The 26,186-nt window shown below is 57.0% G+C and carries 21 protein-coding genes; 11 read left to right on the forward strand and 10 right to left on the reverse strand.

Annotation, left to right across the window (positions count from 1 at the left end; genetic code table 11):
- Positions 1-81: 81 nt before the first annotated feature.
- The gene (locus RSSM_RS11060; RefSeq protein ID WP_008678081.1) at positions 82-741 is read right to left on the reverse strand and encodes an FHA domain-containing protein; all 660 of its coding nucleotides are present in this window, start codon (positions 739-741) and stop codon (positions 82-84) included.
- Positions 742-905: 164 nt separating this feature from the next.
- Positions 906-2,489 (reverse strand): class I SAM-dependent rRNA methyltransferase, encoded by a 1,584-nt coding sequence (locus RSSM_RS11065; RefSeq protein ID WP_008678083.1) that lies wholly within the window; start codon positions 2,487-2,489, stop codon positions 906-908.
- A 262-nt stretch (positions 2,490-2,751) separates the two neighbouring features.
- Between RSSM_RS11065 and RSSM_RS11070 the strand changes: the two genes are divergently transcribed.
- The 4 genes from RSSM_RS11070 to RSSM_RS11085 all read left to right on the forward strand — a co-directional run bounded on the left by RSSM_RS11070 (position 2,752) and on the right by RSSM_RS11085 (position 6,605).
- Positions 2,752-3,027, forward strand: coding sequence for a ferredoxin family protein (locus tag RSSM_RS11070; RefSeq protein WP_008678085.1), 276 nt, complete (start codon positions 2,752-2,754; stop codon positions 3,025-3,027).
- An 85-nt stretch (positions 3,028-3,112) separates the two neighbouring features.
- Complete coding sequence (locus tag RSSM_RS11075; RefSeq protein WP_236621079.1) at positions 3,113-4,234, forward strand: lysylphosphatidylglycerol synthase transmembrane domain-containing protein; 1,122 nt, start codon at positions 3,113-3,115, stop codon at positions 4,232-4,234.
- Positions 4,231-5,283, forward strand: a complete 1,053-nt coding sequence (truB, locus tag RSSM_RS11080) for a tRNA pseudouridine(55) synthase TruB (protein ID WP_044302283.1) — start codon at positions 4,231-4,233, stop codon at positions 5,281-5,283. The genes RSSM_RS11075 and truB overlap by 4 nt, the downstream gene beginning before the upstream one ends.
- Before the next feature lie 110 nt (positions 5,284-5,393).
- Positions 5,394-6,605 (forward strand): DUF3500 domain-containing protein, encoded by a 1,212-nt coding sequence (locus tag RSSM_RS11085; RefSeq protein WP_236621080.1) that lies wholly within the window; start codon positions 5,394-5,396, stop codon positions 6,603-6,605.
- Between the two features lie 61 nt (positions 6,606-6,666).
- On the opposite strand, the gene RSSM_RS11090 is transcribed toward RSSM_RS11085, so the two are convergent.
- Together RSSM_RS11090 and RSSM_RS11095 are read right to left on the reverse strand one after the other, a co-directional pair.
- Positions 6,667-8,379 (reverse strand): vWA domain-containing protein, encoded by a 1,713-nt coding sequence (locus RSSM_RS11090; RefSeq protein ID WP_008678093.1) that lies wholly within the window; start codon positions 8,377-8,379, stop codon positions 6,667-6,669.
- 27 nt (positions 8,380-8,406) lie between these two features.
- Complete coding sequence (locus RSSM_RS11095; RefSeq protein ID WP_044302292.1) at positions 8,407-8,991, reverse strand: DJ-1/PfpI family protein; 585 nt, start codon at positions 8,989-8,991, stop codon at positions 8,407-8,409.
- 242 nt (positions 8,992-9,233) lie between these two features.
- Here RSSM_RS11095 and RSSM_RS11100 point away from each other — a divergent pair, with 242 nt between their 5' ends.
- The 5 genes from RSSM_RS11100 to RSSM_RS11125 all read left to right on the forward strand — a co-directional run bounded on the left by RSSM_RS11100 (position 9,234) and on the right by RSSM_RS11125 (position 19,145).
- Complete coding sequence (locus tag RSSM_RS11100; protein WP_008678097.1) at positions 9,234-11,084, forward strand: outer membrane protein assembly factor BamB family protein; 1,851 nt, start codon at positions 9,234-9,236, stop codon at positions 11,082-11,084.
- A gap of 352 nt (positions 11,085-11,436) precedes the next feature.
- Positions 11,437-14,037 carry a DNA gyrase subunit B gene (locus RSSM_RS11105; RefSeq protein ID WP_008678101.1) on the forward strand — a complete coding sequence of 867 codons (2,601 nt, stop codon included), beginning with the start codon at positions 11,437-11,439 and terminating at the stop codon, positions 14,035-14,037.
- Between the two features lie 710 nt (positions 14,038-14,747).
- Positions 14,748-16,004 carry a carboxypeptidase-like regulatory domain-containing protein gene (locus tag RSSM_RS11115; RefSeq protein ID WP_044302284.1) on the forward strand — a complete coding sequence of 419 codons (1,257 nt, stop codon included), beginning with the start codon at positions 14,748-14,750 and terminating at the stop codon, positions 16,002-16,004.
- A gap of 352 nt (positions 16,005-16,356) precedes the next feature.
- Positions 16,357-17,490, forward strand: a complete 1,134-nt coding sequence (locus tag RSSM_RS11120; RefSeq protein WP_008678107.1) for an acyl-CoA synthetase family protein — start codon at positions 16,357-16,359, stop codon at positions 17,488-17,490.
- Between the two features lie 215 nt (positions 17,491-17,705).
- Positions 17,706-19,145: an aldehyde dehydrogenase family protein gene (locus tag RSSM_RS11125; RefSeq protein ID WP_008678109.1), complete on the forward strand. Its 1,440-nt coding sequence runs from the start codon at positions 17,706-17,708 to the stop codon at positions 19,143-19,145.
- 121 nt (positions 19,146-19,266) lie between these two features.
- Here the strand turns inward: RSSM_RS11125 and RSSM_RS11130 are convergent, their stop codons facing one another.
- Positions 19,267-20,628 carry a replication-associated recombination protein A gene (locus RSSM_RS11130; protein ID WP_008678111.1) on the reverse strand — a complete coding sequence of 454 codons (1,362 nt, stop codon included), beginning with the start codon at positions 20,626-20,628 and terminating at the stop codon, positions 19,267-19,269.
- Between the two features lie 38 nt (positions 20,629-20,666).
- Here RSSM_RS11130 and RSSM_RS11135 point away from each other — a divergent pair, with 38 nt between their 5' ends.
- On the forward strand, positions 20,667-21,146 hold the full coding sequence (locus RSSM_RS11135) for a DUF1499 domain-containing protein (protein WP_044302286.1): 480 nt from the start codon (positions 20,667-20,669) through the stop codon (positions 21,144-21,146).
- Positions 21,147-21,201: 55 nt separating this feature from the next.
- On the opposite strand, the gene RSSM_RS11140 is transcribed toward RSSM_RS11135, so the two are convergent.
- From RSSM_RS11140 to hpt, 3 genes are all read right to left on the reverse strand, one after another.
- The gene (locus RSSM_RS11140) at positions 21,202-22,251 is read right to left on the reverse strand and encodes a glycosyltransferase (RefSeq protein WP_008678115.1); all 1,050 of its coding nucleotides are present in this window, start codon (positions 22,249-22,251) and stop codon (positions 21,202-21,204) included.
- Positions 22,252-22,392: 141 nt separating this feature from the next.
- Entirely contained in the window at positions 22,393-23,652 is a 1,260-nt protein-coding gene (locus RSSM_RS11145; protein WP_236621081.1) for a glycosyltransferase, read from the reverse strand.
- Positions 23,649-24,188, reverse strand: a complete 540-nt coding sequence (gene hpt / locus RSSM_RS11150) for a hypoxanthine phosphoribosyltransferase (RefSeq protein ID WP_008678120.1) — start codon at positions 24,186-24,188, stop codon at positions 23,649-23,651. The genes RSSM_RS11145 and hpt overlap by 4 nt, the downstream gene beginning before the upstream one ends.
- 180 nt (positions 24,189-24,368) lie before the next feature.
- Between hpt and RSSM_RS11155 the strand changes: the two genes are divergently transcribed.
- A complete protein-coding gene (locus RSSM_RS11155) occupies positions 24,369-24,710 on the forward strand; it encodes a hypothetical protein (protein ID WP_008678122.1) in 342 nt (113 codons plus the stop codon).
- A 237-nt stretch (positions 24,711-24,947) separates the two neighbouring features.
- Here the strand turns inward: RSSM_RS11155 and RSSM_RS11160 are convergent, their stop codons facing one another.
- Complete coding sequence (locus RSSM_RS11160; RefSeq protein WP_008678126.1) at positions 24,948-25,403, reverse strand: putative secreted protein; 456 nt, start codon at positions 25,401-25,403, stop codon at positions 24,948-24,950.
- A 17-nt stretch (positions 25,404-25,420) separates the two neighbouring features.
- Positions 25,421-26,098, reverse strand: a complete 678-nt coding sequence (locus RSSM_RS11165) for a DUF4190 domain-containing protein (RefSeq protein ID WP_008678128.1) — start codon at positions 26,096-26,098, stop codon at positions 25,421-25,423.
- Between the last annotated feature and the right edge of the window lie 88 nt (positions 26,099-26,186).

The following is a 26,186-nucleotide window of genomic DNA, read 5'->3' on the forward strand; positions in this document are numbered from 1 at the left end:
TGGGAGTTGTTTGCCCCCGATGTGTTTTGGGGCGGGGCTGCGGAATAGGGAGGGGTGGTTGTGTTTGTCAAAGCGAAACAGTCATGGCCATTGAGGATCGGTGATCGATCGATTGAGCGTTGCCAATCGCGATTGGACGTCGAGCAGACGTTGCCACGCGGACTGTTTTAGCAAAACCTGTTCCGTCGATTCATCCGTCTCCGCCGTCTCGATCAACCGTTCGAGTCGGTTTTGCAGATAGTCTAGGATCTCGCAAAGCTGCGCCTTCTGCCCCGGCGTCAAACTGTCGGGAATCGCGGGCAATTCGTCGACCTGCAGGGCTTCCACCGGGAGAGGGCTTTCGGGTTCCTGATGCAGTTCGACGGCGATCGATTCATCGGACGATTTGATGTCGCGGCTTTGCGAACCGCTGCCACCGCCCATCAATCGCAGCCTTTCGGCGATTTGCTCTTCCGACCCGAGCAGCAACAAACTGCGGCCCACGGCGATCAAATCTCCGTGCCGAAGGATTTTCAATTGGCATTCGGCGCCATTGACCTTTGTACCGTTCGTGCTGTCGAGGTCCGTCAACACGAGGCGGTCGTTGTCCCGCTGGATTTTCAGATGGCAGCGACTGACTCGTTCGTCGTTGAGTTGGATGTCGTTGCCTTCCTCGCGCCCGATCGTCAGCGGAGTATCGACGTCTTCAAACACCTTGCCGCGATCTGACCCGTGCAGAACTTTGATCGTTACATTCGTCACCGAGAGCCTCGATCGAGATTATTGGGAGTAAAGCGGGCAAAATCGACAGGAGTCCGAAGTTTGCACATCCTGCCTGCATAATCTAGTAATGCGAAAAATGAGTGGACTGACCGCAGGCAATTGAAATTTAATTTACAGGATAGCCCAAACTGATGCGCTGCGACTCAGTGAACTTGTGCGATTACGCATTTCAAGTAATCGCTTTCGGGGCAGGACACCGCAAGGGGATGGTCGGAAGCGGGGCCGCGTGACTGTAGAATAATAATGTCTCGCCTGCGTTTTCGTCCAACATCCGCCAACATATTCAAAAAATCGGCCCGCGAGACGTGCCCCGAACAACTGCAGGTGACCAACAGTCCACCGGGTTGGAGCAGATTGACCGCGGACATGTTCAAACGCGCATAAGCCCTCAGTGCCGAGTCGACTTGGCGTCGTGATCCCGCAAAACGTGGCGGGTCGAGCACGACGGCGTCAAAGAATTCGCCGCGCTCGTGACGTTGTTTCAGGTCGTCGAAACAATCCGCGCGTTCGAATTGGACGTGCGATAGGGAGTTGGCGTCTGCGTTTCGTCGGGCCATCTGCAGTGCTTTTTCGCTGCTGTCGACGCCGATGACTTCGCTCGCTCCCGCACGCGCCGCGGCCAACGCGAATCCTCCGGTGTAGGTACAGATGTCCAGAACCCGCTTGCCTTTCATATAGCGAGCTGCTTCGGCGTGGTTGGCTTGTTGGTCCAAGTATCCGCCGGTTTTCTGCCCGTCACGCAGATCAATCGCCATCTTCAAATCGTTGTGCCAATACCAAACAGTATGGTTCGATGATTCGGGATCTTGTTCCGCATCGGATGAGCTCGGGTCGGATGGGTTGGGGGCCGATAAGTTGGTGGGCGATGGGGCTGTATCGATGCCCCGGCTCCATGACTCGACCTCGGCGATTTGTTCGGGCGAAACCGCTTCGTGTTTGGCCGTGGCGGCATCCATTCGTGCGACCACGCGGCGGCATGGGGTCCCGTATTTCTCTGCCGCCGCGAGGACTTCGTCGATCAGGAACGGCCCCCGCGAGAGCAACGCCGCCGCGGTAAACTGTACGCTCAGGCAATCGGCGTAGCGATCGACAATGAGTCCACTCAGGCGGTCCGCTTCGCTGAAGATCAGCCGTTCGCCTTTTTGCGGAAGGCCGATAGGCATCTGGGCGTTTTCAGCCGTGCCGTCTTCTGCCGCTGCCGCGCCGGCGGGAGGATTTGCGGGAGTGGCGAGCCGACGCCGGGCGACCGCCTCGTCGATGCGTTTCGCGAAGAGGGCATCGTCGACGGGTTCGTCACGCGAGAAGCTGTAGAGTCGCAAGCGAAGACGACTCGCCGGGTTGGCGAGCCCGCGGCCGATCCAGTTGCCGTCATGGTCGAGCAAATCGATCGGCTGCCCGGGATCTCGTGGTTCTGTTTGCTGCTGTTTTGCGTGCTCGGGATCTGCGTGCACAGGTTCAGAGGCTGCTTGAGCGTCTTGGTGTTGGCCGCCGGGTGGATCGGAATCCGGTGAACCTGTTTTCGCGGATGCTGTCTTCTTGGAGGTTTGCTTTGGCGCGTCGGCGAGCGTGTTTGCGAGAACCCAGGGGTGCCGGGCGAGAAACGGGAAGTGGCGATTGGGTTTCGTTCGGTAAACTGCCGGTGACGACCCGCCGGTTTCGGATTGGCGACCGCCTGCGGAATCGGATGGTGTTGATGGGTCGGCGGAAGGGCTGGGGGAGGAGCTCACTTGGTCGGTTTTCGTTGTGGGGAGATGAGAGAACGGGAAAAGTATGGCGGTAAAAGCGAATTTTAGTTGTTGGGCGGTTTGCTGACGCTTGTCAAATAGGCAAAATGGGGCATTGTCGGTTGAAGCCAGTTTCGTCTTCGCGGATCGAGCAGCGCGTTTTACGCGAAAGTTCTCGGTCCGGTAGGCCGATACTCGACGAGACACTCGTCAATGGTTGCACAACCAGAAGGCGTTTTCTTCAAAGTTTTAAAAGGTAAGAGTTATGCACGTCGTCGCCGAACCCTGCGTGGGATGCAAGTACACCGATTGCGTTGTTGTTTGTCCTGTGGAGTGTTTCTATGAGGGCGAGAAGATGTTGTATATCCACCCAGAGGAGTGCATCGACTGCGAGGCATGTGTGCCCGAGTGTCCGGTAGAGGCGATTTTCCACGAAGATAATCTTCCTGAAGAGTGGCAGAAGTATATCGAGATCAACGCCACCGAATCGGAAAATTGCGAAGTGATCACCGAGAAGAAAGAACCGCTCGCGGACAACTAGTCCGTTGGTGCCTTGGCTCGCGTGGATCAAGAGAGTCGTTTTTCTGATCGTGCTGATCGGGTTGATCGGTGCAGCGAACAAAGCAATGAATCGTTGGCGGAGGGAAACCTCCGCGTTGAATGCGAAGGTCTTGGAACTTCGTAGCGAAGCCGCGAACCATCACGACCCGGAGGTCGCGGCGGAGTGGATGCGAGAAGCGGACGCCCGCGAGGCGTCCGTCGCGTCGCTGGCAAGCGTTCGCTGGGGGCGCGTCGCAGCGTCGGCGTTTTTTTACGCACTCGGCCTGTTACCGTCAGGTTGGGTTCTCTATCGATGTTTGAACGGGTTCTCGGTGGAGTGCTCGCTCCCTCGTGCGGTCGCCGCGCAATTAATCGGGCACGCCGGGAAGTACATCCCTGGCAAAGCAATGGTGGTCTTCTTGCGGGTGGATGCTGTCTTGCCGATCGCGGGCAAAGGCAAACCGGTTGCCGCTGCCGCGACGGGCAACACCACCAATCATGACGAGGGTGAGAAACTCTCGGGCAAGCCTCGTCCGGTCGGTCGCGTGGTGACCTGCGTCTTTTTTGAGACGTTGTTGATGATGGGAGTTGGTGGGGCCGTCGCAGGATGTTTGCTGTGGAATTCGAGTCTGCCGACCTGGGTCCGTTGGTGCGCCGCGGGCATGGCGGTCGGTTCCATGATTCCGCTCTGTCCGCCAGTGCTGCGACGTCTGCTCGGGTTTATCGCCGCCCGCAGGAAACGAAAGGGGCCAGGCATTTTCAACGACGAGAAGGTGTCTGAGAAAATCAACACCTCCGAGGGAAACGATGCATCGGCGGAGGAAACGTTCGGCTCTCCGATCACATGGGGATTGTTAGCGGAATGCAGTCTCTGCAATCTGCTGTCCTGGTTGTTGATCGGTTTCTCGTTTGCTGTTTTGATAACCGCGATCCCGTCGTTTGATCCCCAACCGCCAATGCAAGTGATCGCCCCGATGGCGACGGCGTCCATTGCGTTGGGGATGGTGATCGGCTTTGCTTCTTTACTGCCCGGTGGTGCGGGAGTGCGTGAGTATGTCACGTTGTTGGTTCTCGTGCCGCTGATCGGCGAAACACAAGCATTGCTAGCGGTTATCGCCGCGCGGCTGATGTTTATTGTTGTGGAAGCCATCTTGGCGGCGATGTCGGCTCTCTTTCTTCGAACGCTCAAACCCTCCTTCCGCGGATGAACCCCACTTCATCGCCAACACCTTTTGGTTTCCTTCCGTACGTTAAGCCGGTCGGGATGACCTCGCGCGATCTGGTCAATCGTGTGCAGCGGCGTCTCCGCCGCGAGATGAATCAACGCAAACTCAAGGTGGGGCACACCGGAACGCTCGACCCGTTGGCTGATGGGTTGGTCGTGGTCGCGGTTGGTGCGGGGGCTCGTTTGACGCCCTGGATGCTACAGCATTCGAAGCGATACCTGGCGCGTTTCGAGTTGGGGCTTTCGAGCGTTTCGGGGGACCTCGAGGAGCCGACCACACCGATGGCAAATGCCCCCGAGCCCTCTGCCGCCGAGATTCAGGACGCCGTCGATGGGATGCACGGTTGGATCGATCAGGTCCCTCCGGCGCACTCGGCGATTTGGGTTGACGGTAAGCGAGCCCATGAACGAGCCCGCGAGGGCGAAGACGTCGCGATGCCGACGCGGCGGGTATGGATCGATGAGATTCGGATCGTTGGCTACGAGTACCCGAACCTCGTTGTGGATGTTCGATGTGGTTCGGGTACCTATCTGCGAACGCTCGGGATGGACATCGCGCGACGCTGCGGCAGCGTCGCGGTGATGACGGGCCTGACTCGTACGGCGGTTGGTCCCTATGAAATCGAAGACGCGATTGCCCAAGTTCCACCGAATGATCCTCCTCCGCCAAACCTGACCCAGTTGCAGGAAGGTTTGTCGCCAATGGACGGAATCGAGTCCCTGATGAGTTGCATCCGTGATCCGATGTCGGGGCTGAAGCATCTGCCTCATCTGCACCTCGATGCAGAACAGACGGGTCGTGCCCGCAACGGGTTGCCGGTTGACGGAATGCCGACACAACCCAGCGAGGCTGATCTTGCGTCCGCGGGTTTTCGTGCCGAGACACCTACGAAACCGTATGGTGAACACGGACAGACCGAGGGGCCGCCTGAAGAGTGCATCGGAGTCGATGTGGATGGGAAGTTGGCTGCGGTATTGCGCCGAAAGGAAGGGCGTTGGGCGCCGTATCGTGTGTTCGCGTCGTTCGGATGAGCTAGAATGCGGGCAACCGAGGCTGAGGCTTCGCGTTTCCTCACTGCTTTCTCGCCTCCCCGAACTCCCGCCTTTTGCTGAGCCCCCGCCCGATGAAGAGCCCCCGCCTGATGAAGAGCCCCCGCCTGATGAAGAGCCCCCGCCTGATGAAGAGCCCCCGCCTGATGAAGAGCCCCCGCCTGATGAAGAGCCCCCGCCTGATGAAAAAAACACCGCGGAATCAATCCGTTCCTCTGTCTCGTTTGATCGCGATCATTCTCGTTGGGGTGATCGGTGTCGCCGTTGTCGGATTGAAGCTCGGTCAGACGCCCGCGGAACAGATGCAAACGTTTGCCGAGGCCTACCTCGAGACGCTCGACGAGTCGCAACGCGGGCTCACGATGAAGGACTTCGATTCACCCACTCGCGTCGGATGGCACTTCATCCCGAAGGACGAACGCAAAGGTTTGATGATCGGCGACATGAACGATGCCCAGCGGACCGCGGCGTTGCGTTTGTTGCGTGCCGCGTTGAGCGAAGCGGGGTACGGCAAAGTGAACCGGATCATGTTGCTCGAGGAAGTTCTCAATAAGATGGAGCAAGGCAAAGGTCGTTGGGAACGAAATCCTCAGCGGTACTTCGTGACTTTGTTCGGCGACCCGAGCGGCCGAGCGGGTGACGGTGGCAGTACAGCGGACGGTGACGAAAGCGAATCCCGGGATGATCGATGGGGGCTGAGCTTCGAAGGTCACCACCTCTCGCTCAATTTTGTCTGTCGCGGCAATTCGGTACTCGACAGTACGCCTCAGTTCCTTGCTTCGAATCCCGCGACGGTGATGCAGGAAACAACCGTGACGCTCGGAAAGGGGACAGCCGTTCTAAGTCGTGAAGAGCAGCTCGGTTTTAAACTCATTCATTCCATGTCCGAGGAACAGAAAGACGCCGCGGTGATCGCCAGCGAGGCGCCTTCGGAAGTCCGGTTCGCAGGAAAGCCGCAGCCCGAGGTGACCAAGCCGGTAGGAATCTCTTACGCGAAACTCAACCAGTCGCAGAAAGATCTATTGCAGGACCTCGTAACGACCTACACCGACATCGCAGCCGAGCGGGTTGCGCAAGAGCGACGGGCAAAGATCGAAAGTGACGGATGGGAGGGCGTGCGATTCGCGTGGGCAGGTGCGTTGGAACCCGGCATCGGTCACTACTACCGTGTTACCGGAAAGAGTTTTCTGATCGAGTTTGTCAACACGCAGTCCGATCCGGCTGGCAATCCGGCGAATCACATACACTGTTTCTACCGCGATTTGACAGGCGACTTTGATATCCCGGTCGATCCCCAAAACTGACGTCGCAGGATAGGGCGTTTCATTCGATCCCTGATCCAGTCGCGGTGCCACGAGTGTGGTGTCACGGTTTGGGGACGTGGCGATATTGACCGAAGTGATTTTCCGCGATGCTTCGCATTCGGTTTTCGCCTTCGCGGCTGTAGTAGCTGATCGTGTGGATGATACTGACCGGATTACTCTCGCCGAAAAGATTGGTGACCCGATTTTCTTCTTGCAGGAGTTCTTCGATTCGAGCCGGGAATTCACCGTCAGAAAGCAAGAAGATGACGTCGGGTTTGAGATCGTTGAGTGCGTAGGTTAAGGGTTCGTAGGGAGCTTTCCCGCGATCCATTTCGATTCGCATCGCCCAGCTCTTGAGACGCTGTTTGTTTTCGGTGGTTGCGTAAACACTGCGAGGTTCATCTTGGTCGGCTCGCGTGATCCGCATGTAGTCGCACTTGGTGTCGTAAAAGATCACGTAGAAACGTTGTTCGGCGCCGAGCATGTCGATCGATTCGAGCAGCGCTCTCCGCGCCGAGATAAAAGCGTCACCCATGCTTTTTGAGCTGTCGACGAGATACACAAAGTGATTGCCTCCGCCTTCGACGCCGCAGAACTGCATCTTCTTTTGCGAGTCGGATTTGAGTGATTTCAGGTTCGTCGTTGTAGTTTTCTGCGGCTTCTGGAACAGTTGAGTTGCGGGTGATGCCGGAGTGGTCAAACCATCGACTTTGGGAGTGACCTCGACCATGGCCATCTCGCCCATCGGATCGATCTCGTATTGAGTTTCGTCGGGCGTGGATTCGGAGGGGTCGGTTTCAGGTTGAACCGTTTCGATTTGAAACGTTTCCATGGCCTGTTCACTGACCTCAGTGACCGACGCCGATATGGCGACTTGGTCTTTGGGCACCACGTTGGAGAGCGTAAAACCGGCTAGGCAGATGAAAATGATGGCGTGCACGGCGGCACTGACCATCACGGCGAGCGAATTGCGGCGGCGTGGCGGAGCGTCTTCATCTTCGCTGAGTTGCACGTCGCTCGGTGGCAAAGGTTCGGCGACGGCAGTCGTGAACGGAATCTCGGGTTCATCGGTTTCCGGCGACGACGCGACGTCTTCGTACGAGCTTTCTTTGTCGGTCGTCTCAGGGGAGGCTGTTGGCGATGTGGTGCCGGGCGACTGTGTGGTGCCGGGCAACTGCGTGGTGTCTGGCGACTGTGTGACGCCAAGTGATTGGGGGTCTTCGAGGGAGTCTCGATCGGCAATGATTTGCGGCGAATCTGCGTCGGGCTGAGTTTCGATAGCCGCCAGCATTCGTGGGCGTTTGACGGATGTGTGTTTCGCGTCGAATCGAACTTCGGGGGTCGAACGTTGTCGAGCAACACGGACCGCGTCCCAACTGTCGAATCGGTGGTTCGTATGTATCTCGCTGGGCGGCAGGTTTTTTGGCTGCAGGTTTTTCGGAGAGGAGTCGTCTCGCGGTGGAACCGTTAATTCCGATGGTGGTTCGACGTTGGTGGCCGCTTTTTCTATTGAGGAATCATCGAGACCCAACTCGGCCAATTTTGCCGCCGGGATCGGTTCTCCCGCGTCGATGCGGTTGAGCAGCGACTGTAGCTGCTCGGCGGAGGCGTCGAGTCGCGATGCTTTTGCTTCCAGACGTGCGGCTTCGGCTTGTCGGCGGACGCGAACCAGTTCGTGCAGAATGACCGCCCGATGTTGATCGCTGGCGGCAACGGGGGCTTCGTTGTTGCCGGTACTTGGGCCATTCGGGCGATCAGGTTCGGGAAGGTTCATTTGACTGCGCCCGGGCTTCGGTTTCGTCTAAACGGATTCGAGTAATTGATGGAACTCACGTATCCATGCCGGATGGGCTGGCCAGGCGGGGGCGGTGACGAGGTTTCCGTCCACGTGGGCCGTGTCGAGGCCTTTTCCGGGCGTGATGTAACGCCCGCCGGCGGCGGTCACTTCTGGGGCAACGGCCGGATAACTGCTGCATTCGCGGTCGTTGAGAATCCCCGCGGCGACCAGAATCTGAGGGCCGTGGCAGATCGCGGCGATCGGTTTTGCGGTTTCGGCGAAGTGACGAACCATATCGAGTACCGCGTTATCGAGCCTCAGATATTCCGGCGCGCGGCCACCGGGAATGATAATCGCGTCAAAGTCAGCAGGGTCGACGGTGGCGAAATCGGAGTTGATCGCGAAGCGGTGCCCGGGCTTTTCGGTGTAGGTTTGGTGACCCTCGAAATCGTGGATGGCGGTTGCGACCGTGTCACCAGGGCTCTTCCCGGGGCAGGCGGTAGCCACCTTGTGCCCGAGCATGAGGAGCATTTGGTAGGGCACCATTGCTTCGTAGTCTTCCACGAAATCGCCAACGAGCATCAGAATCTTCTTGCCATTCGCAGCCATCTTGTTGATCAAACCTGCCTTGGTAGACGGAGGGAAATGTGAGCGCGGAGGCCTCTGTGTAGTGTACAGAAGGACCTGTCTTGCTGTGATAACCGGTTCAGCTTAACCCGATTCTGCTGCGGAGTAGACCAACTCGACGTTAAAATTTGGCGTTTCTGTTGGAGATGGATTATTATCGACTGCAATTCGTGCCCCACGGATTTACGCTCATCTTCTTTTCCCACCGGTCTTTGGATCTCTCCATGATTCGCGTCCTTCCGTCGCTTTCGGACAGTTCACGCTTTCGTCGTTGCCGTCATTTCTCGGCGGGCTGCACCGTCGTTTTAGCAGTGATCGGTAGCGCATTCACTGCTCAAAAATCGGCTCACGCGGCCGAACGCGACGTCTTGCTGCCGAGAGACCTGGAACAGGTTGATTTGGTGCAGGCGTGGCGGCGTTTGTTGAGCGTGCCGGCGGGGAAGCAGTCGATCATCGACCACTCGATTTACGTGCACAATTCGCTGGTCAAGCAATTTGTTGAGGTGGTTGAGAAGTCCGATGCCGGTGGAGGTTCTGCGGCGGATGGGGCAGGCAGTGACGCGGCGGGCGGTGGCGCGGCGGGCAGTGAGAGTGCAGGTGAGTCGACTGGCAAACAAGAAACAGCAGAAGATCGAACGGTCTTCGCCCGTTATCTGCTCGAGGTTCCCGATGTGCCCGAGGGCGAGCCGGTGACGTCGGTTGCCCGAAAGACACGAACGCTGACGATGCTCGATCGCATGACCTTTGGTGGTCGGGCAAGCTTCGCGACCAGCGGATTGTTGGATCGAGCCGAAGCGGAACGTAGGGCCAGGAATGAGATTCGACGGCTGAAACTGCGAGGGATTGAAGCGGAGATCGGATTTCGAGAAGTCCCCGCCATTCGAATGTACACACTGTCCAACGACGGGACCGTCGAGGCGCGTGACGCAGAATCCGGAGAAGTTATCTGGCTCCAACGGGTCGGGGATCGAGTCAGGGGGTACAGCGGATTCGGTGTGGGCGAGAAGTATCTCTCCGTCCTCAATGGTGGCGAACTGATCAAAATGGACGTCACCAACGGTGAAATCTTCAGTGTTGATAAGCTTCGTTACGTTCCAATGGCAGGGCCGCGGCACTGCGGCGCCTGGGCGATCATTCCTTCGATCGGAAACCGGATGGTCGGGTATCCGCTGGACAACACCCACCGCGATGTGTTCGCTGAAATGGTTACCGGATCCGCGGTGGCTCCCCCGACGCTTGCGATCGGACAGGAGAAGATTGCTTGGGGGACGTCCGAGGGTTTTGTGTACGTCATGGAAGCGACCGGAGAGCCTGAGATCCAATTCCGGCTCAATACAGACGGGGTTGTCGGTGGTGCACCTGCGGCCGCTCCCGGTGGGCGTTTCTACTTCGGGGCCGCGTCCGGGCAGATTTATGGTCTCCGTGCGACGCGTTCGGGCGAAGTGATGTGGAGTCGCCCGACGGGCGATCCGATTTTCGATTCCCCGGTGTTCTTCGACGAAAAGGTTCTGTTCCGTTCGACTTACGGGAACCTGATGTGCGTCGACGCTGCCACTGGCAAGGACATCTGGGATGGATTTTCCGGAGGCATCTCGCAGGTTTTGGGTGTGCTGGAAGATCGAATTTACGCTCGATCGCTCAGTGGGTCGCTAGTCGTGCTTGATGTTGCCGATGGCAGTATCGTGCAGCAGCTGCCTGGAATCAGCCCGAAAGTGTTGGAAACCAACATCGTCAGTGACCGACTGTACTTCGTGAATAAGGCCGGTGCCGTGCAGTGTTTGCATCGCCCCGGTGCCGATATGCCAACGTTGGCGGCGTCGACCGAGCCAGCGAGCCCGGACGAGGAAAAAGGCAAAGATGCCGAGAAAGCGAAGAAACCGGCTGGCGGAGCACCCGCCGGCGGCGACCCATTCGGTGGTGGAGCAGACCCGTTTGGCGGCGGGGGTGCTGACCCGTTCGGAGGCGGAGCGGATCCGTTTGGTGGAGGCGGTGCCGATCCATTCGGTGGCGGTGGAGCGGTTGATCCGTTCGCCCCGTCCGGCGACGAAAACGCCGACCCGTTTGGTGGATTCTAGATGTCCGCCTGATTGGCAGCGTAAGAGACTGGCGGTTCGGCGCAGCAGAAGGAACTTGTCGGCGGACAGGAAACCGTCGGCAGGGGATAACTGTCGGCAGGAAGAAGGCTGCGAACCGGGAGAATGGTCACCCGGCGGCTGGGACAATTGCAGGCAATTGTTTGCAGCCTGCTATGTCCATTGAGTGAGGCCTTGCCACTTTCGGTTGCGAGCCGAACTTGGGATTGGGCCAGGGTCGGTTCGGGGAAACGCTGGAGCAGACACCTCACGCTCAGGGCGATTTTTTGCTACAATCCGCCCCCGAACTTTGTGTGTTTTCGTCCTGGTTGGTCGGCTTTGCAGCCGCCGTTTTATGAGCGATTCTTCCTCCCCAGACCCTTCCGTTTCTGATTCGACACCAAATCCAGAGGCGGACGATCCCAGCGTTGCTGTTTCGTCGCCAGGTGAGGCGGGTGGTGAAGGGGCTCATATCTCGCTCGCGGCGAATTCTGAGTACACCGACAAAGACCTCCTGCACCTGTCGGACCTCGAGCACGTCCGTGAACGGCCGAGTATGTACATCGGCGATACGTTTTCGCGCGGATTGCACCACCTCGTTTACGAAGTCGTCGACAACTCGATCGATGAGGCGATGGCTGGATTCGCGAAAGCGGTATCGGTGGTGGTGCATACCGATGGCAGCGTCACGGTCGAGGATGATGGGCGTGGAATCCCGGTCACCCGGCACGATCAACTCTCAGAAGAGCTTGATCGAGAGGTCAGCACGCTCGAGGGTGTGATGACGGTGCTGAAGTTTGGCGGCAAGTTTGAAAAAGGTGCCTACCAAACCTCCGGTGGTCTTCACGGCGTCGGTGTGACGGTGGTGAACTTCCTCAGCCAATGGGCCGAGGTCGAGGTCAGTCGTGACGGATTCACCTGGACACAAGAATACGAACGCGGCGTGCCTACCGGTCCGGTTAAGAAGGGCAGGGCGACTAAGAAAACCGGGACGAAGACGACGTTCAAGGCTGACGGCCAGATCTTCTCAACGACCAAGTACGTCTTCGATACGCTGCTCAAACGCCTTCAGGAACTCGCGTTTCTCAACAGTGGCGTGCGGATTAAGTTCCTCGATGAACGCAACGGTGAGGGTGGCGACTTCCAATACAACCAGGGGATCGTCGAGTTCGTTCAGCACCTCAACCGTGCCAGCGATCCGTTGCACGCTGATGTGATCCATATTCTCGGGCAGCGTGACGGCGTCGAGTATGACATCGCGATGCAGTACACCGGTGAGTTCACCGACACGGTGCAGTCGTACGTTAACAACATTCATACGACCGAAGGCGGAACACACGTTTCGGGCTTTCGATCGGCCCTGACCCGGACGCTGAATAACTACGGCAAAAAGGAGGGGATGTTTAAATCGACCACTCCGACGGGCGATGACTTTCGAGAAGGTCTGACCGCAGTAATCAGCGTTCGCGTGCCGCACCCGCAGTTCGAAGGTCAAACCAAAACCAAGCTGGGGAATGGTGAGGTCGACGGGATCGTGACCAGCGGTGTCGGTGAGGCCCTCTCGAAATACCTCGAGGAAAATCCGCGGGTCGCCAAGACGATTGTCCGCAAAGGTTTGCTGGCCGCCGAGGCACGCGAAGCTGCCCGAAAAGCGAAAGACCAACTGCGAAAACGCAAAGACGCGTTGGGCGGTGGCGGACTGCCAGGAAAGCTCCGAGATTGCATCTCCAAGAACATGGAAGAGTGCGAAGTCTACCTGGTCGAAGGTGATTCGGCGGGCGGATCAGCGGAGGGAGGCCGGATGCGTGATTTCCAGGCAATCCTGCCTCTGCGTGGTAAAATCATCAACGCCTACAAGAGCCGCGAAGACAAGGTTCTCGCCAACGAAGAGGTGCAGTCGATGATCCAGGCGATTGGTACCGGGATCGGTGTCGACCAGGATTTGACGCGCCGCCGGTACAACAAAATCATCATCATGACTGACGCCGACGTCGACGGCAGTCACATCCGCACACTGCTGCTGTGCTTCTTCTATCGGCAAATGTATCAACTCGTCGCTGCCGGGCACGTTTATGTCGCCCAGCCGCCTCTGTTCCGCGTCGCCCACGGCAAGTCGCGGTATTACGTTCAGAGCGAAGAAGAGATGAAGGCTCAGTTGCTCGATCGAGGTCTCAATGACACGGTCTTTGAATCCGAGGACGGACGTCGGGTCGAAGCAGATAAGATGCGTGAACTCGCCGAAGCACTTGCCAGCATGGAAGACGCGATTCTCGCCCTCGAACGACGTGGCGTGAGTCTTCGTGTCCACGCGATGAGGCTGGATCCGGTAGCCGGCAAACTGCCCGCTTTCCTGGTGACGTTCCAAGGCGAAGAGCATTGGTATCACACCCTGGAAGAGGTTGAGCAATTCTTGACCGAACGTGGTGCTCACCTCGATATCGAAGAGGATGAGTCGTTAGACGATAGCGCCGATGGTGAAAAAGCGGATGCGAAGGTGCCTGTTGAGGAGGCCGAGGAGCGAATCGTTGCTCACCTGACCGAGCTGCACGAGGTTCGCACGATCAACAGCGGACTCAAAGAGTTGCAAACGCTCGGGTTCGGATTGGACGATTTGATCCCGGCCGATCGAACGGGTTCCACCACGCCTCGTTTTGAATTGATCCGTGGGGAAGACGTGCGTCGACCGATGGAAGACTTGCGGGCCCTGTTGCCGGAAATTCGAGCTGCCGGTGAAAAAGGCTTGGCAGTCACCCGCTTTAAAGGTCTTGGTGAAATGAACGCGGAAGAGCTTCGCGAAACGACGCTCGACCCGGCCAACCGAACACTCATTCGAGTCAACCTGTCTGATGCAGGGGCAGCGGACGAAATGTTCCGTCTGCTGATGGGAGACAAAGTCGAGCCGCGGCGCGAGTTCATCGAAACACACGCTCTGGAAGTCCGCAACCTGGACGTTTAGAACCCCTCATAAACCTCGGGGATGAAAACCCGCGGCTGTTGGACCGGGGTGCCAGGTTTCGACTACGGCCAGTATTCCGACGCAACTTAGTTTTCTGGGCTGCGGTAATGGAGCGTGTTAAAACTCCTCATGCAGAACGATCCTCAACGAGGCCCAAAACCGAAAACAGAACCTAATAGCTCCGGCCGGCTGACGAATCCCTAGTGGATTTCGTCGTAGAGGATCCTTCCGGCGAGCCAGATTCGGAACCGACGGATCATCAGTGTGCGGGAAAAACTGATTTCCACGTTCATCCTGCGATTGTCCGCGTCTCCCCAGCCCGGTTTGATCGCAACAGACTTTGGGATTTGAAATTCAAAACTGGGTTGGATCCGTAGCCAACTGATTCGAAACCAGCACGAATGTCCGTTAATCTCGACAACTTGTCGGAACCACCAGCCACTGTACGTAAGTGTCCCGGCTAGCGGGTGGTTGAACTCTATGACCCGGTACAGGAAGCTTTTTTGCCGCAATCTCGCGTGTTCCGCAAAAACACCTTTTTCCAGAGGAGCGGAGGCACTGACCGAAAACGGATTCGCAAGGTTTTTTCGCACTTTCTTTTCGAGAGCAGTGTTGAATTCGGGGACTCGTTTGCTTAATATCCAGTTGAATAGTTTGCCTAAGTTACCAGTTATCCGGGCTGAGCACCTACCACTACGATGAAATTCACCATGAAACGATTACTTGCTTTGGTTTCGGTATGCAGTTGGGCCGTTTGCGGCTTTTCTGTATCGAACGTCACTGCTCAGTCCACATCGCTCGGTGTGACTGATCACCTTACGGTACCACAATGGGTCAACCCGAAGACCCCTGGCGAGCTGAGCGGACGCATCATTCTGCCGGCTGCCGATGGTTCTTCCCAACCGATCGCCGACGCGACAGTCGTGATGACTGATCGCGATGGTGAAACCGTCCGCGGTCGCACTGATGATGCTGGACAATTCGTGATCAGCGGTGTCAACCCAGGTGTCTACGCTCTGACCGCCCGTGCCGACGGCGCGTTTGCTTGCTGTGCGATGCACGTCGTGAGCGAAGACATGGCTTCCGCAGAAGTTCTGCCTCGTGAAGTTGAGGTCGCTGCGGCAGCGATCGACTACACGATCATCAAGACTGCGATCCTGCGTTACCTCCCACCGATGAGCCAAGACAATCCTTACACGATCGCGAACGCTGATCTGAAGGAAATTTCGAGCCGCGTTGTTGGCGAGAATCTTTTCCGCGTTAGCCAATCCGATGGTGGTCTCAAGGGACGCATCCATGTTGCCGGTGCAAACGGTAAAACTCTCGGCGACGCTGGATTGCTGAACATCTTCTTGGTTCACAAGGGAGAGGTCATCGATCGAGTACTCTCGAACCGGAACGGCACCTTCGCGTTTGAAGACATTGCTCCTGGTGAATACTCGATCCTGGCGATCGGCCAGACTGGCCTGGGAATGGCTGGTTTCGAGTTGGTGGATGAAGCACTGGCATCGCAAACCGATAGCAGCGTATTTGTAGGCTCCGAAGGACGTACTCTTGTTGCGGCTTACAACGATCCTTGCTGCTGTTGCTGCACCGAATTCGCGATGCAAATCGCTCCACTCCCACAAGCGATTGAGTCGTTCGAAGAAGTGATCTACGAAGAACCACTCACCACCGAAGAAGGCGTTGTTGTTGATCCGGCCATGGACCCAGCAATGCAGGGTGCGGTTGATCAGTTCGGCAACCCCATCGGCGGCGAAGGCTTCGGCGACCCAGCCCTCGGCGGTAGCGGAGCACTCACCGGTGGCGGCTACGGCGGCGGTGGATTCGCCGGCGGCGGAGGCGGTGGCGGTGGATTCGGTGGTGGCCTTGCTGGCCTGGCCGGTCTGGCTGCGATCGCAGCGGTCGCTGGTGACGATAGCGACCCATTGCCAGGACCTGCACCACCAGCAAGCCCTATCCGCTAATCGGCGACAGCCGTAAGCGTATACTGAAATTCAGTGCCTCGAGAGCTTCGGCTCTCGAGGTTTTTTTGTGGCTGATGAGCAACGTCCGGCGGTCACGTTAGGGCGGGCCATGTGACGAAGCATGTCGTGTTCCACCATGCTTTGCACTCGATCGCATCGGGCTGAATAGTGGCCCCGCACGGCGGTATCTCCGTGGTCAGAGACATGCATACATCATGCGAGTCGGTTGACGTTCTTGCTTTGCCCCTTTTCTAGTTCGCACAATGTGTCCGACGGTTGTGGTGGCGATGCAACCGGCTCAGAATATCGACGCGGTATCCCGAATTAAATTGGTTAGTAGATTGAGGCAAACATGAGTGTTGTAGGCGAAGGTTCCGAAGCTGAAATCCAGGCTGCTGCGTCAGCGGCAAGAGACCGGCTCAACGAGCACACGCTCAAGACGGTCCACTGGCACTTCAGCGACGACACCGGTTGTCCATTCTGGCTAGAAAAGAAAGCGGAGCTGAATTTCGATCCCTTGAAGGACGTCAAATCCTTTGACGATCTCAAGAAGTTCCCTCATTTCGAGGATGAATGGCTCCGAGGCGGCCCGATCCGACGCTGGGTGCCCAAAGGGCATGCGGGAAAGCCCGTTTACGTGTTCGAGACCGGAGGCACGACAGGCATACCGAAGAGCCGGATGGTGATCGAGGATCACTGGACCGACTACGAATTGTTCAGCGACACGCTCCCGGACAAATACTTTCCCCGCGGGGCGAACTGGTTGATGCTCGGACCTAGTGGCCCGCGTCGCTTGCGGTTGGCGGTCGAGCACTTGGCCCAACATCGCGATGGCATTTGCTTCTGCATCGACCTCGATCCACGTTGGGTCGTGAAATTGATCAAGAAGGGATGGATGGAGCATCTCGAGGAATACAAGAAGCACTGCATCGACCAAGCGGTCACGATTTTGACTGCGGGGCATGATGTGAAGTGCATGTTTGCGACACCAAAACTTCTCGAGTCGCTAAGTGAAGCGTTGGAAGAGAAAGGCACGAGCCTGGCGGAAGTCGGCATCACCGGGATCTTTTCAGGTGGCACTGAGTTTACATCTCAGTGGACGAGGTTCTGTGTCGAAGAAATGTTGGGCGGTTCTCCTGAAGAGAGCGGCATTTACATGACCCCGACATATGGCAACACGCTGATGGGGCTCGCATGCAGCAAACCGATCACTGCCGCAGACGGTTATAAGATTGCCTACTACGCACCTCAGCCCCGTGCGGTCACCGAAGTAGTAACGTTTGATGACTACGATCAAGTCGTCGGCTATGGCGAGACAGGACGCGTCAAATTGTACACGTTGACCGATGAGTTTTTCGTCCCCGGCTTCATGGAGCGAGACGAGGGAGAACGCGAACGCCCGTTTCAAACCTACCCCTGGGACGGTGTGAGCGGCGTGCGCCCGTTCCATGAACTCGCCAGCGCGACAACAGTTGGTGTCTACTAGGAACGCATTGGGAAGTCGCCTTGATACATCGCAGTAGGAGTCGCCCGGTCTTTTCAAGGTCGGGAGGCGGATGTTCAGGCTAACCGCTCCCAAACGGTTCCTCCATTTCGACTATCGACTGCCCAGCTACCATTGATCGTTAACGGTAGGGATCGTCGATCCAATTCAGCTTTCACTATCAACCCACCCATTCCGATACCCGCCAGATTCATCTCATGATTACCCTTCATCCGCTTCGTTGGGGCAAACAATACGAATCCCTTGAGTTCAACGATGTCGTTCACTTCGACACAGGCGAACCGATTGCCCGGATCGGAACCGTCGGCGGAGGAATCGTTGCCCGTGACATGAGGAAAGCTCATCTCGCTCGAGAAGCCCTCTTGGAGGTGCCGACTGACGAGTTGATCGCAATGGGGAAGAAAGCGGCAGACCTATTCGAGAACGCCACGTTGAGCGTCGGTGATTCTCAGCAGAGTGTCGATGATTTCGTTCACCAGCAATCGGCGAGCACGGGATTGCCCGAGCACATGTGTCGATCCAACATGGCGAAGAACAGTTTCGTACTGAGCCGGATGGATGAGATCTTGCAGTGTCTTACCCGTGGGTTGGATCTCTCCATTTTATCCAAGGGGTATGGAGATGAAGGCCGTGGGGTGACGGTCAGTTATCAAGCTCAAACGCCTGTTCTCGGCGCGATCCTTCCGAACAACTCACCTGGTGTTCATACGCTTTGGCTGCCTGCCGTCGCGTTGCAAATCGGGCTGGCGTTGAAGCCTGGGTCACAGGAGCCATGGACACCCTATCGCATGGTGTCGGCGTTCATGGAAGCCGGAGTCCCCGCGTCCGCTTTCGGATTGTATCCCGGAGGACACGATGCCGGTGGAGCGATTATGACCAAGGCGCCGCGTAGCATGATTTTCGGAAGTGCTCAGACGGTTGCACAGCATTCCGGCAATCCGCGTGTGCAAGCTCATGGACCAGGCTTTTCCAAGATTCTTCTTGGTGATGACATTGTTGATGATTGGGAGATGTATCTCGACGTGATGGTCGAGAGCGTCCTGAGTAACTCGGGCCGCAGTTGCATCAATTGTTCGGGCATCTGGGCGAGTCGGCATACTCAGGAAATCGCAGCCGCAATCGCGGAAAAGATCGGCCCTGTCGATGTGTTGCCGCCCGCCGATCCCAACGCACAATTGGCTGCGTTCACGGTGCCGGCGATGGCGACAGGAACTTGGTCGATGGTCGAGCAGGACCTTGCGGAAAGCGGTGTTACCGACATGACCTCGCAGTTCGGTGAAAAGCTGATCGAACGCGAGCATTGTGCGTATCTGCGACCGATGGTGGTGCATGCCGATTCACCGGACCGCGCGGTAGCCTCCAAAGAGTATATGTTCCCATTTGTGAGCGTCGTCGAGTGTCCGCAAGATGAAATGCTTCGCCGGATTGGACCTACGTTGGTCGGGACCGTCATCACATCCGACGAGAAACTCATCACCGGTGCGAGCCGATGCGTCGATATCGATCGGCTGAATATCGGCCCATTGCCAACGAATCGTTTGAATTGGTTGCAACCACACGAAGGGAATATCATTGATTTTCTCTTCCGCAACCGAGCGTACCAAATCGCGCCGATGCCCACCGCGGCGTCGACTTAACGCGAACCTGAAAGTACGCGTGAGTAGATTGACCATCGCGCGTTCGCCTAGTTGTTTCGTCAACCGCCGCGAACGCTGGATCGATCGGTGCATGAACCAGATGGTCGTGGTTGCGACGTCCTTATTCGGAGGAAGCGTCGTTTGTAGTCGCATCCGTATCGGTAGTTTCTTTCTGAGGGCGAAGGCGATTACGGATTTCGTTGAGACGCACTGCCATGTCCGCCTCGTATCCCCGGTTCACCGGTTGGTAATACTGTCGATCGACTCCTAGGTAGTCGAGATCCACGAAACCGTCTTCGGAATCGTGAGCGTAGAGATAGCCGTCGCCGTGTCCGAGATCTTTCGATCCAGAGTAGTGGCTGTCTCTGAGCATTTTGGGAACAGGAATGACTTCTTTGTCGCGAACATCACGTCGGGCGGCGCTGATTGCGACGGTTGCGGCGTTGCTCTTGGGAGCGAGCGATAAATAAGCGACCGTTTGGCTAAGCGTTAGTTGTGCTTCAGGTAGTCCGATCATTTCACATGCTTGCATTGCGGCGACGGCCATCGGAAGAGCCTGTGGGTCAGCGTTGCCGATATCTTCACTTGCGAGGATTACCAACCGTCGACAAAGGAAACGAATGTCTTCGCCACCTTCGAGCATGCGGGCGAGCCAGTAAATCGCCGCGTCGACGTCGCTGCCACGGATGCTCTTGATCAACGCGCTGGACAGATCATAGTGGTCGTCACCGGTCGCATCGTATCCGCCGACGCGATTGGTGAGCGATTCCATCGCGACCTCGCGATCAACCTGTTTGCTGTTGTCGGCAACGCTTTCGACGGCAACCTCGATCGCAGCGAGCGCCCGCCGAGCATCACCATCGGTGGCGGACGCTAGAAACTCAATCGCTTCGTCCGTGACTGTAACGCCACGATCACCGAGCCCACGTTCGGAATCCTCGACGGCTCTCCGCAGGAGGGACGCCATGGGCTCCGTAGGGAGCGGTTCGAGCATGAACAGTTGGCTGCGGCTGATGAGTGCTCCGTTGACCGCGAAGTGCGGGTTGCTGGTTGTCGCACCAATCAACGAGATCACCCCAGCCTCCACATCGGCGAGCAGCGCATCCTGTTGGGATTTGTTGAAGCGATGGATTTCGTCGATGAACAGAATGGGACGTCGTTCGCCGGCGGACACCGCGTCGGTAGCTTTGCGAAGGACCTCCCTGACCTCTTTCACTCCGCTATTGATCGCGTTTAACGAGATCAGTTCGGATCCGGTCTCCTCCGCGATCAGGCGCGCTAAGGTGGTTTTGCCACTTCCTGGTGGGCCGTGCAAAATAATCGAGCCGATCCGGCCACTCGCGATCAATCGACGCAGGAGTTTCCCTTCACCTAAGATGTGGTGTTGGCCGACGAATTCCTGCAGATTTTTCGGTCGCATTCGGGCCGCGAGCGGTTGGGCGGCGAACAGATGATCGGCTTCTTGTTGTGCGAACAGATCCATTGAGTTCAACGGTGTTACAGAGTTTACGAGGGAAGAGAATGATAGGGTATGTTGCCGTTGGCGTCGGTGTCGCTATGGCGGGACGGATCGTTTGGATGATCGACGATTGGAAACGTGACTGGACAACGAACCACGCCCAATTGTCCGCAGCAAATTCTGATCCAGGTCTCCGGCCGATCGAGATCAATGCGGGGATGGAAGACGTTGATGGAATGATCCGAGCCTGGGTTCAAACTCAGTCGGCTTGGTCGGTTGTCAGCGACACAAACGGGGAGTCTGACGAGACCCAGTCCAGTATGCGGCGAATGCACCTGACACGCACCACCCCTCTGTTTCGGTTCGTCGATGATATCCATGTCGAACTGACCCCGGTCGAAACGGAGGCCGATTCGTCGACACGCACTCGCGTTGTCGCGGAGAGTCGATCACGTGTCGGTAAAGGAGATTTGGGGCAGAATCCGCGAAACCTGAAAGCGTTGCGAGAGGGTTTGCTCGCGCAGTCATCCGATCAATCTTAGAATCTTCTTACGTGGCATGTGTTCCTGAGCGATCAAGGCCGCAGCGTAGTCAACACTACTTTGGCTTCAGCAGTTTTTCGTACAGCCGAACGTGCCGTTGAATCATCGCGTCCACCGAGAAGTTGTTCTCGATATTTGATTTGGCATTGGAAGTCACTTTGGAAGCCAGTTGCGGATTGTTGAGTATCACATTCGTGATTTCGACCATCTTCGCTTCGTCACCTAAATCGAACAGGAAGCCTGTTTCGCCATCCTCAACCAAATCGCGGTTTCCCGGAATATTGGATGCAACGACCGGTACCCCAGCCAGCATCGCTTCGACGACCGCGTTGCTTTGTCCTTCATACTCGCTGGCGATCCAAAACGCGTCGGCGTGCGGCAACAGTTGTTGAACGTCATCGCGGGCGCCCGCGAATCGCACATGGAGAGGCCGTGAAACGGTATCGCGATGTCGCAGCATCTCTTCACGCTGCGGTCCGTCACCGATGATCACGAGAGTCGTGTCCTGACGAAGGGTGCCAAGCAGTTCGCCGGCCCAGATCAAATCACGGATTCGTTTTTGCGGCCACAGTCGACCCACTGCGACGATCAGCTTGCGATCGTTCGCAACTTCTAATCGTTCGAACGCAGTGCTGCGATCAATTGAAGATGACGTATGAGAAGCCGCCTCGACGCCGTTGGGGATGATCTCAAACTGGGCACCATCAATGCCATGCACGTGATAGAAATCGCGCACTCCCTCGCTGTTGGTTGTTATCGCATCGCTGAGGCGGGCGAGTCGGCGGTCGATGAAAAAGTGCCAATTGCGTTTCCATGGATCGACACAGCGTTCACTCGCAATGACGACGGGAACTTTGCAGAGTTTCGCGGCGACGCGGCCGAAGCTGTTGGCGGCAAATAGCCAAGTGTGAACCACGTCGGGCTTCCACTGTTTCATCCACTTCGTCAGACGCGACAAAGCGGTCGGATCCAGTTTGAATTTCTTTCCAATCAGAACGACTTCGATTCCTGCCTCACGGAGTGCTTCACTGCGAGAGCCGTCGCGTGTTAGCAAGACGACGCAAACTTGGTGGCCTGCCCGATGAAGTCCTTTCGCTAGGAGCACAACTTGTTTTTCTGCTCCCCCCGGTCCATCGTTGGGATCACCAGTGCAATTTTCATGGGGCGGTTGAGGGCGGTGGCATCGTTCATGCGGGCGCAGATTGGATTGCGATACGAAGAAGTCGTGATGGGCGAAATGGTGCGGTTACTCAGACGAAAAAATATGAGCCCACTGGTTTAATTCGTCGGTAAAACTCAAACGTTTTGCGGCATCCATGGCGACCTCCCATGCGAGTTCTTTTGCCGTTGGGAGGTCATCCCACACGGTGCGGAACGTCTTTCGAAAGGTCGATGGTTTCTTCCAATCGTACCACGCAAATGATTCGGCGACGTCGGCGTCAAATTTGTCTTCAATCCATGAACGAATCGAACGGTGGTCGGCGAGAACCGTTGGTAGGGCGTGGCTGATTGCGGCGGGAAGCGTGTAGCGTATTTGGTCTTCGTCCGTGACGACCACGGCATCAACCGCATTCCAAACGTCCGTCATGTCGGGGAACGTGCCTGGGATGGCGACGACGCTGCGGACGCCTTCAGCTTTCAATTCCGTGTGCACCCAATCGTGAAGTTCTCCGTCGCCGAGCATCCAAATTTTTAGATTGGGATACCGAGCACAAATGATGCGGGCACTCGCAACGATTGATTTCACTCCTTCGTTGGCGGGACCGTTCCCGGCCATGTGTCCGCACCACAATAGTACGTGATCCTGTTTTTCGGTTCGGAGATCCGTGTTGATGAGTTCTAACGAATGACGTGAAGATGCTCGCTGTTCTTCGGACACTCGTGCCGGGCGTGAGAAGCCTTTGGCAACGCGTTGGATTCGTTCGGGGGCGATCCCACTAGCAACCAAACAGCGATCGGCTTCCGAATGTCGGGTAAAGATCTTATCCAGTTCACCGATCGCATGAAGGCACCGCTTTCCGCCACGCGTTTGTCGTAGCCAGACCTCGTCACTATCTCCTCCCCAACCATCGCAGATCAGGCCGCAGCGAATGGGGCTCGCCGGATTCGCACCGCGTGATTGTTGGACTGCCGAAACAATGCTTCGGATGTCATCGTTGATCCCGTCGCAGAGTATCCAATCGAATCGATCGGCTTGTTCGGACAACCAGTTAGCTAGGTGCCGAACGTAACGTGGCATGGACCATTCGCCTTTGGGCGCGGCGGCTACGCGATGAACGCGGATGGCGTCGTGCAGAAACTCATGTGACCAACTCGATCCATACCGCGGAGTGACGACTTCCACATGAGTGCCCATGGCCGACCATGCGTTGGAGAGCGCCAGCGAGGCGGCTGCTCGGGCGTGTTGACCGGCACCATGAGGCCAGTAGCGACGGGTGACCCACAACACCGCCGAATTGGATCGGGTGGTCACATGCCTGGATGTTGCGGGCAGTTGTACACTCATCCGAATTCGTGCGCCGTGGCGGCAATTTCATCCGGTTCGAGTACTGCGATGTAGGGAAGGTTGCGATACATGTCGAGATAGTCCAGTCCGTATCCGACAACGAACTCATCGGGGATCTCAAACGCGACAAAGTCTGGGCGAACGCTGTGTTGGTCCGATCGTGTCTTGCGAAGCAGCACGGCGGTGGCAACGCTCGCGGCCCCGTAGGTCTCGAGCTCTTCCTTCAGTTTTGCGATCGTCGCCCCGGTATCAAAGATATCGTCCACCAGCAGCACGTCGCGATCTTTGACGTCGATCAACATTTTGGCATCAATGACCAGTTCACCGGGACGGGTACCGCCGCGATAGCTCGACGCCTGGATCACGCCGACGCGTTGTGGCATCGAGAGTCGGCGTATGAGGTCCGCAAACAGAACCACCGATCCTGTTAGGACGGCCACGACGGTGATCGGCTTGCCTTGATAGTGACGATCGATTTCGCCGGCTAGCTTCGAAACGCCGTCGGCCAGTTGGGCTTCTGTAATCAGGGTTCGCACGTGTAGCGGGCTCGAAACGAATGAGATTGGGTAGTTTGGGTCGGCGTTGACGAATGAGGTGGCGTTTCCGCGAAATGCGATAAGGCCGATGAACGTCGGTTTGCCTAGCCGATGTCAATCGGCAGCCGGAAATCACCGGCGGCAATATTTTGCCGCATTCTTTCGAGGTCGAACAGACGCATGACACCGTCGCAAAAACTCGCACGGGCCCGAAATTGTGTTCTCGCCTTTTGTCGCGAGCGATTTCCCGGAGAAGAGACGCAAATCCGCGACTGCATTTTCATCAATGACGGTTTCTATCGCGGGCGACGGTTCCGCAGCGAAAAGGTATCTGCGATTTGGTTCGCCGAAGAGGACCAGCTGAAGATCCACTCGAGCGACGGCGTCTGCTTGGCGAGTTGGGACGAGGAGGAGCTGGCTCAGCGTTACGCCGAGACGGGGCCGAGCACCCTACCAATGCCGTCCAGGAACGAATCGAGCTCCGATGCGTCTGAGAACGAGACCATCCGTCGGGCCGCGTAGGCAACCCGGTATCGGCTTCGTCGATCGAATCTGAAAACCGTTTCTACGGGAGGGTCGCTCGATCAGCGAACCTGCACGCCTTCGATTCGAAAAATTGCAAAGTGGCTGGCGCCGTTGGGGCCCGCCCCTGGCGGATATTTGTATTTGTCGGGGTCGTAGACGAATTTGCCCTCGACGGTCACAGGCCGCGTGACGAAATCGGTTGTTTTACCAGGCACCATTTCAACCATCACACAATCAAAAAAGTGCGGCTCCCGGGCCGAAACAGCATTCCAGGTTGTCCCGAACGAGCACGAATTGCTCGATATTGGTTTCCTTGAATAGGGTGCTCGGCAGGATATAGCCGCTGAGCTTCACCTTGCGACCGTTGAGAAATTTGAGGGTCTTGGTCAGCTTCGACGGATCGAAGGGCTCATCTTTCTCGATATCGAACTTCAAGTCGTCGAACGTGATTTTGCCTTTTTCCAGGTCAGCTTGGCTGCTCTTGCGTACTTCGACCTTGGCTCGTCCCTCGGCTTCGCCCCGCATGATGGCACGCCTTTGCTCGATAATCGAGCGAATATCTTGGCGAGTCTCATCCCCTCTGATGGTGGTGGCCGTGGCGAACGATACCGTCCATACCGACGCGAGCATCAGACAGACCGATGGTGAGATGAACGTTTTCATCGCGGAATTCATGTCCGATTGAGCCATCGCAGAATCCTGAGGGGTTATTTGAACTGATCGACTCGCATCTTATAGAACAAGGCGTTGTCGAAATCGGTTTTCTTTTGCGGCATTCGGTTGACCTTGAATGTTCCGGCCAACTTTCGCTTCATCACGTTCGCACGCACTGTGTTCCCCGGTGGCAAGCTGACTTCGATCATGTCGCTGCTCCGTGGTTGTCCTCCAAAGCAGCACGTGCCCAAGTCAGGCACGAGGATGAACTGGCGAAGCATCCCGCTGCCGCTGCTGGGGTGAATATAGCCTTTCAGAAAAACGGGTTTGCCGTCAATCGCAAGTGCGGTTTCAGTCGGCTGATCGGCACCCTGGGTATCGGCCTGAAGTTTATAGAATTGCACTCGCTCGTAGCCGTCGGGCACCTCCGTCAAATAAATGTAGGTGTGTTGTCCGACACCGCCAATGAATAGCAGCGAGCAGGCAACCAGCCCGAACGTGGCGAGTCCCTTGCCACTGAACTCCTCCGGGTAGCGTTTGATGGCACGGAGGGCGAAAACGGCGAAAAGGATACCCGGAACAGCCAAAATCAGCATCGGCGCGAACGTCGGTACCAGGCCGACCAAGGCGATGATGAAGAAGACGAGCGACCAAATCGCGCCGCGACTGATCGCCCGGTACGGAAAATCAACGGTTTCTGGGGTCGAGAATGGTTTAGCTTCGTCAGACATGGCTTCGTGAACGACTGAAAACAGAATTCGAAGTTGGGAAATATGGGCAGAATCTCAGAGAGTAGCCTCTACGCGTCGGAAGGCCAGT

The sequence above is a fragment of the Aporhodopirellula sallentina SM41 genome, assembly GCF_000346505.1.
GTDB lineage: Bacteria > Planctomycetota > Planctomycetia > Pirellulales > Pirellulaceae > Rhodopirellula > Rhodopirellula sallentina.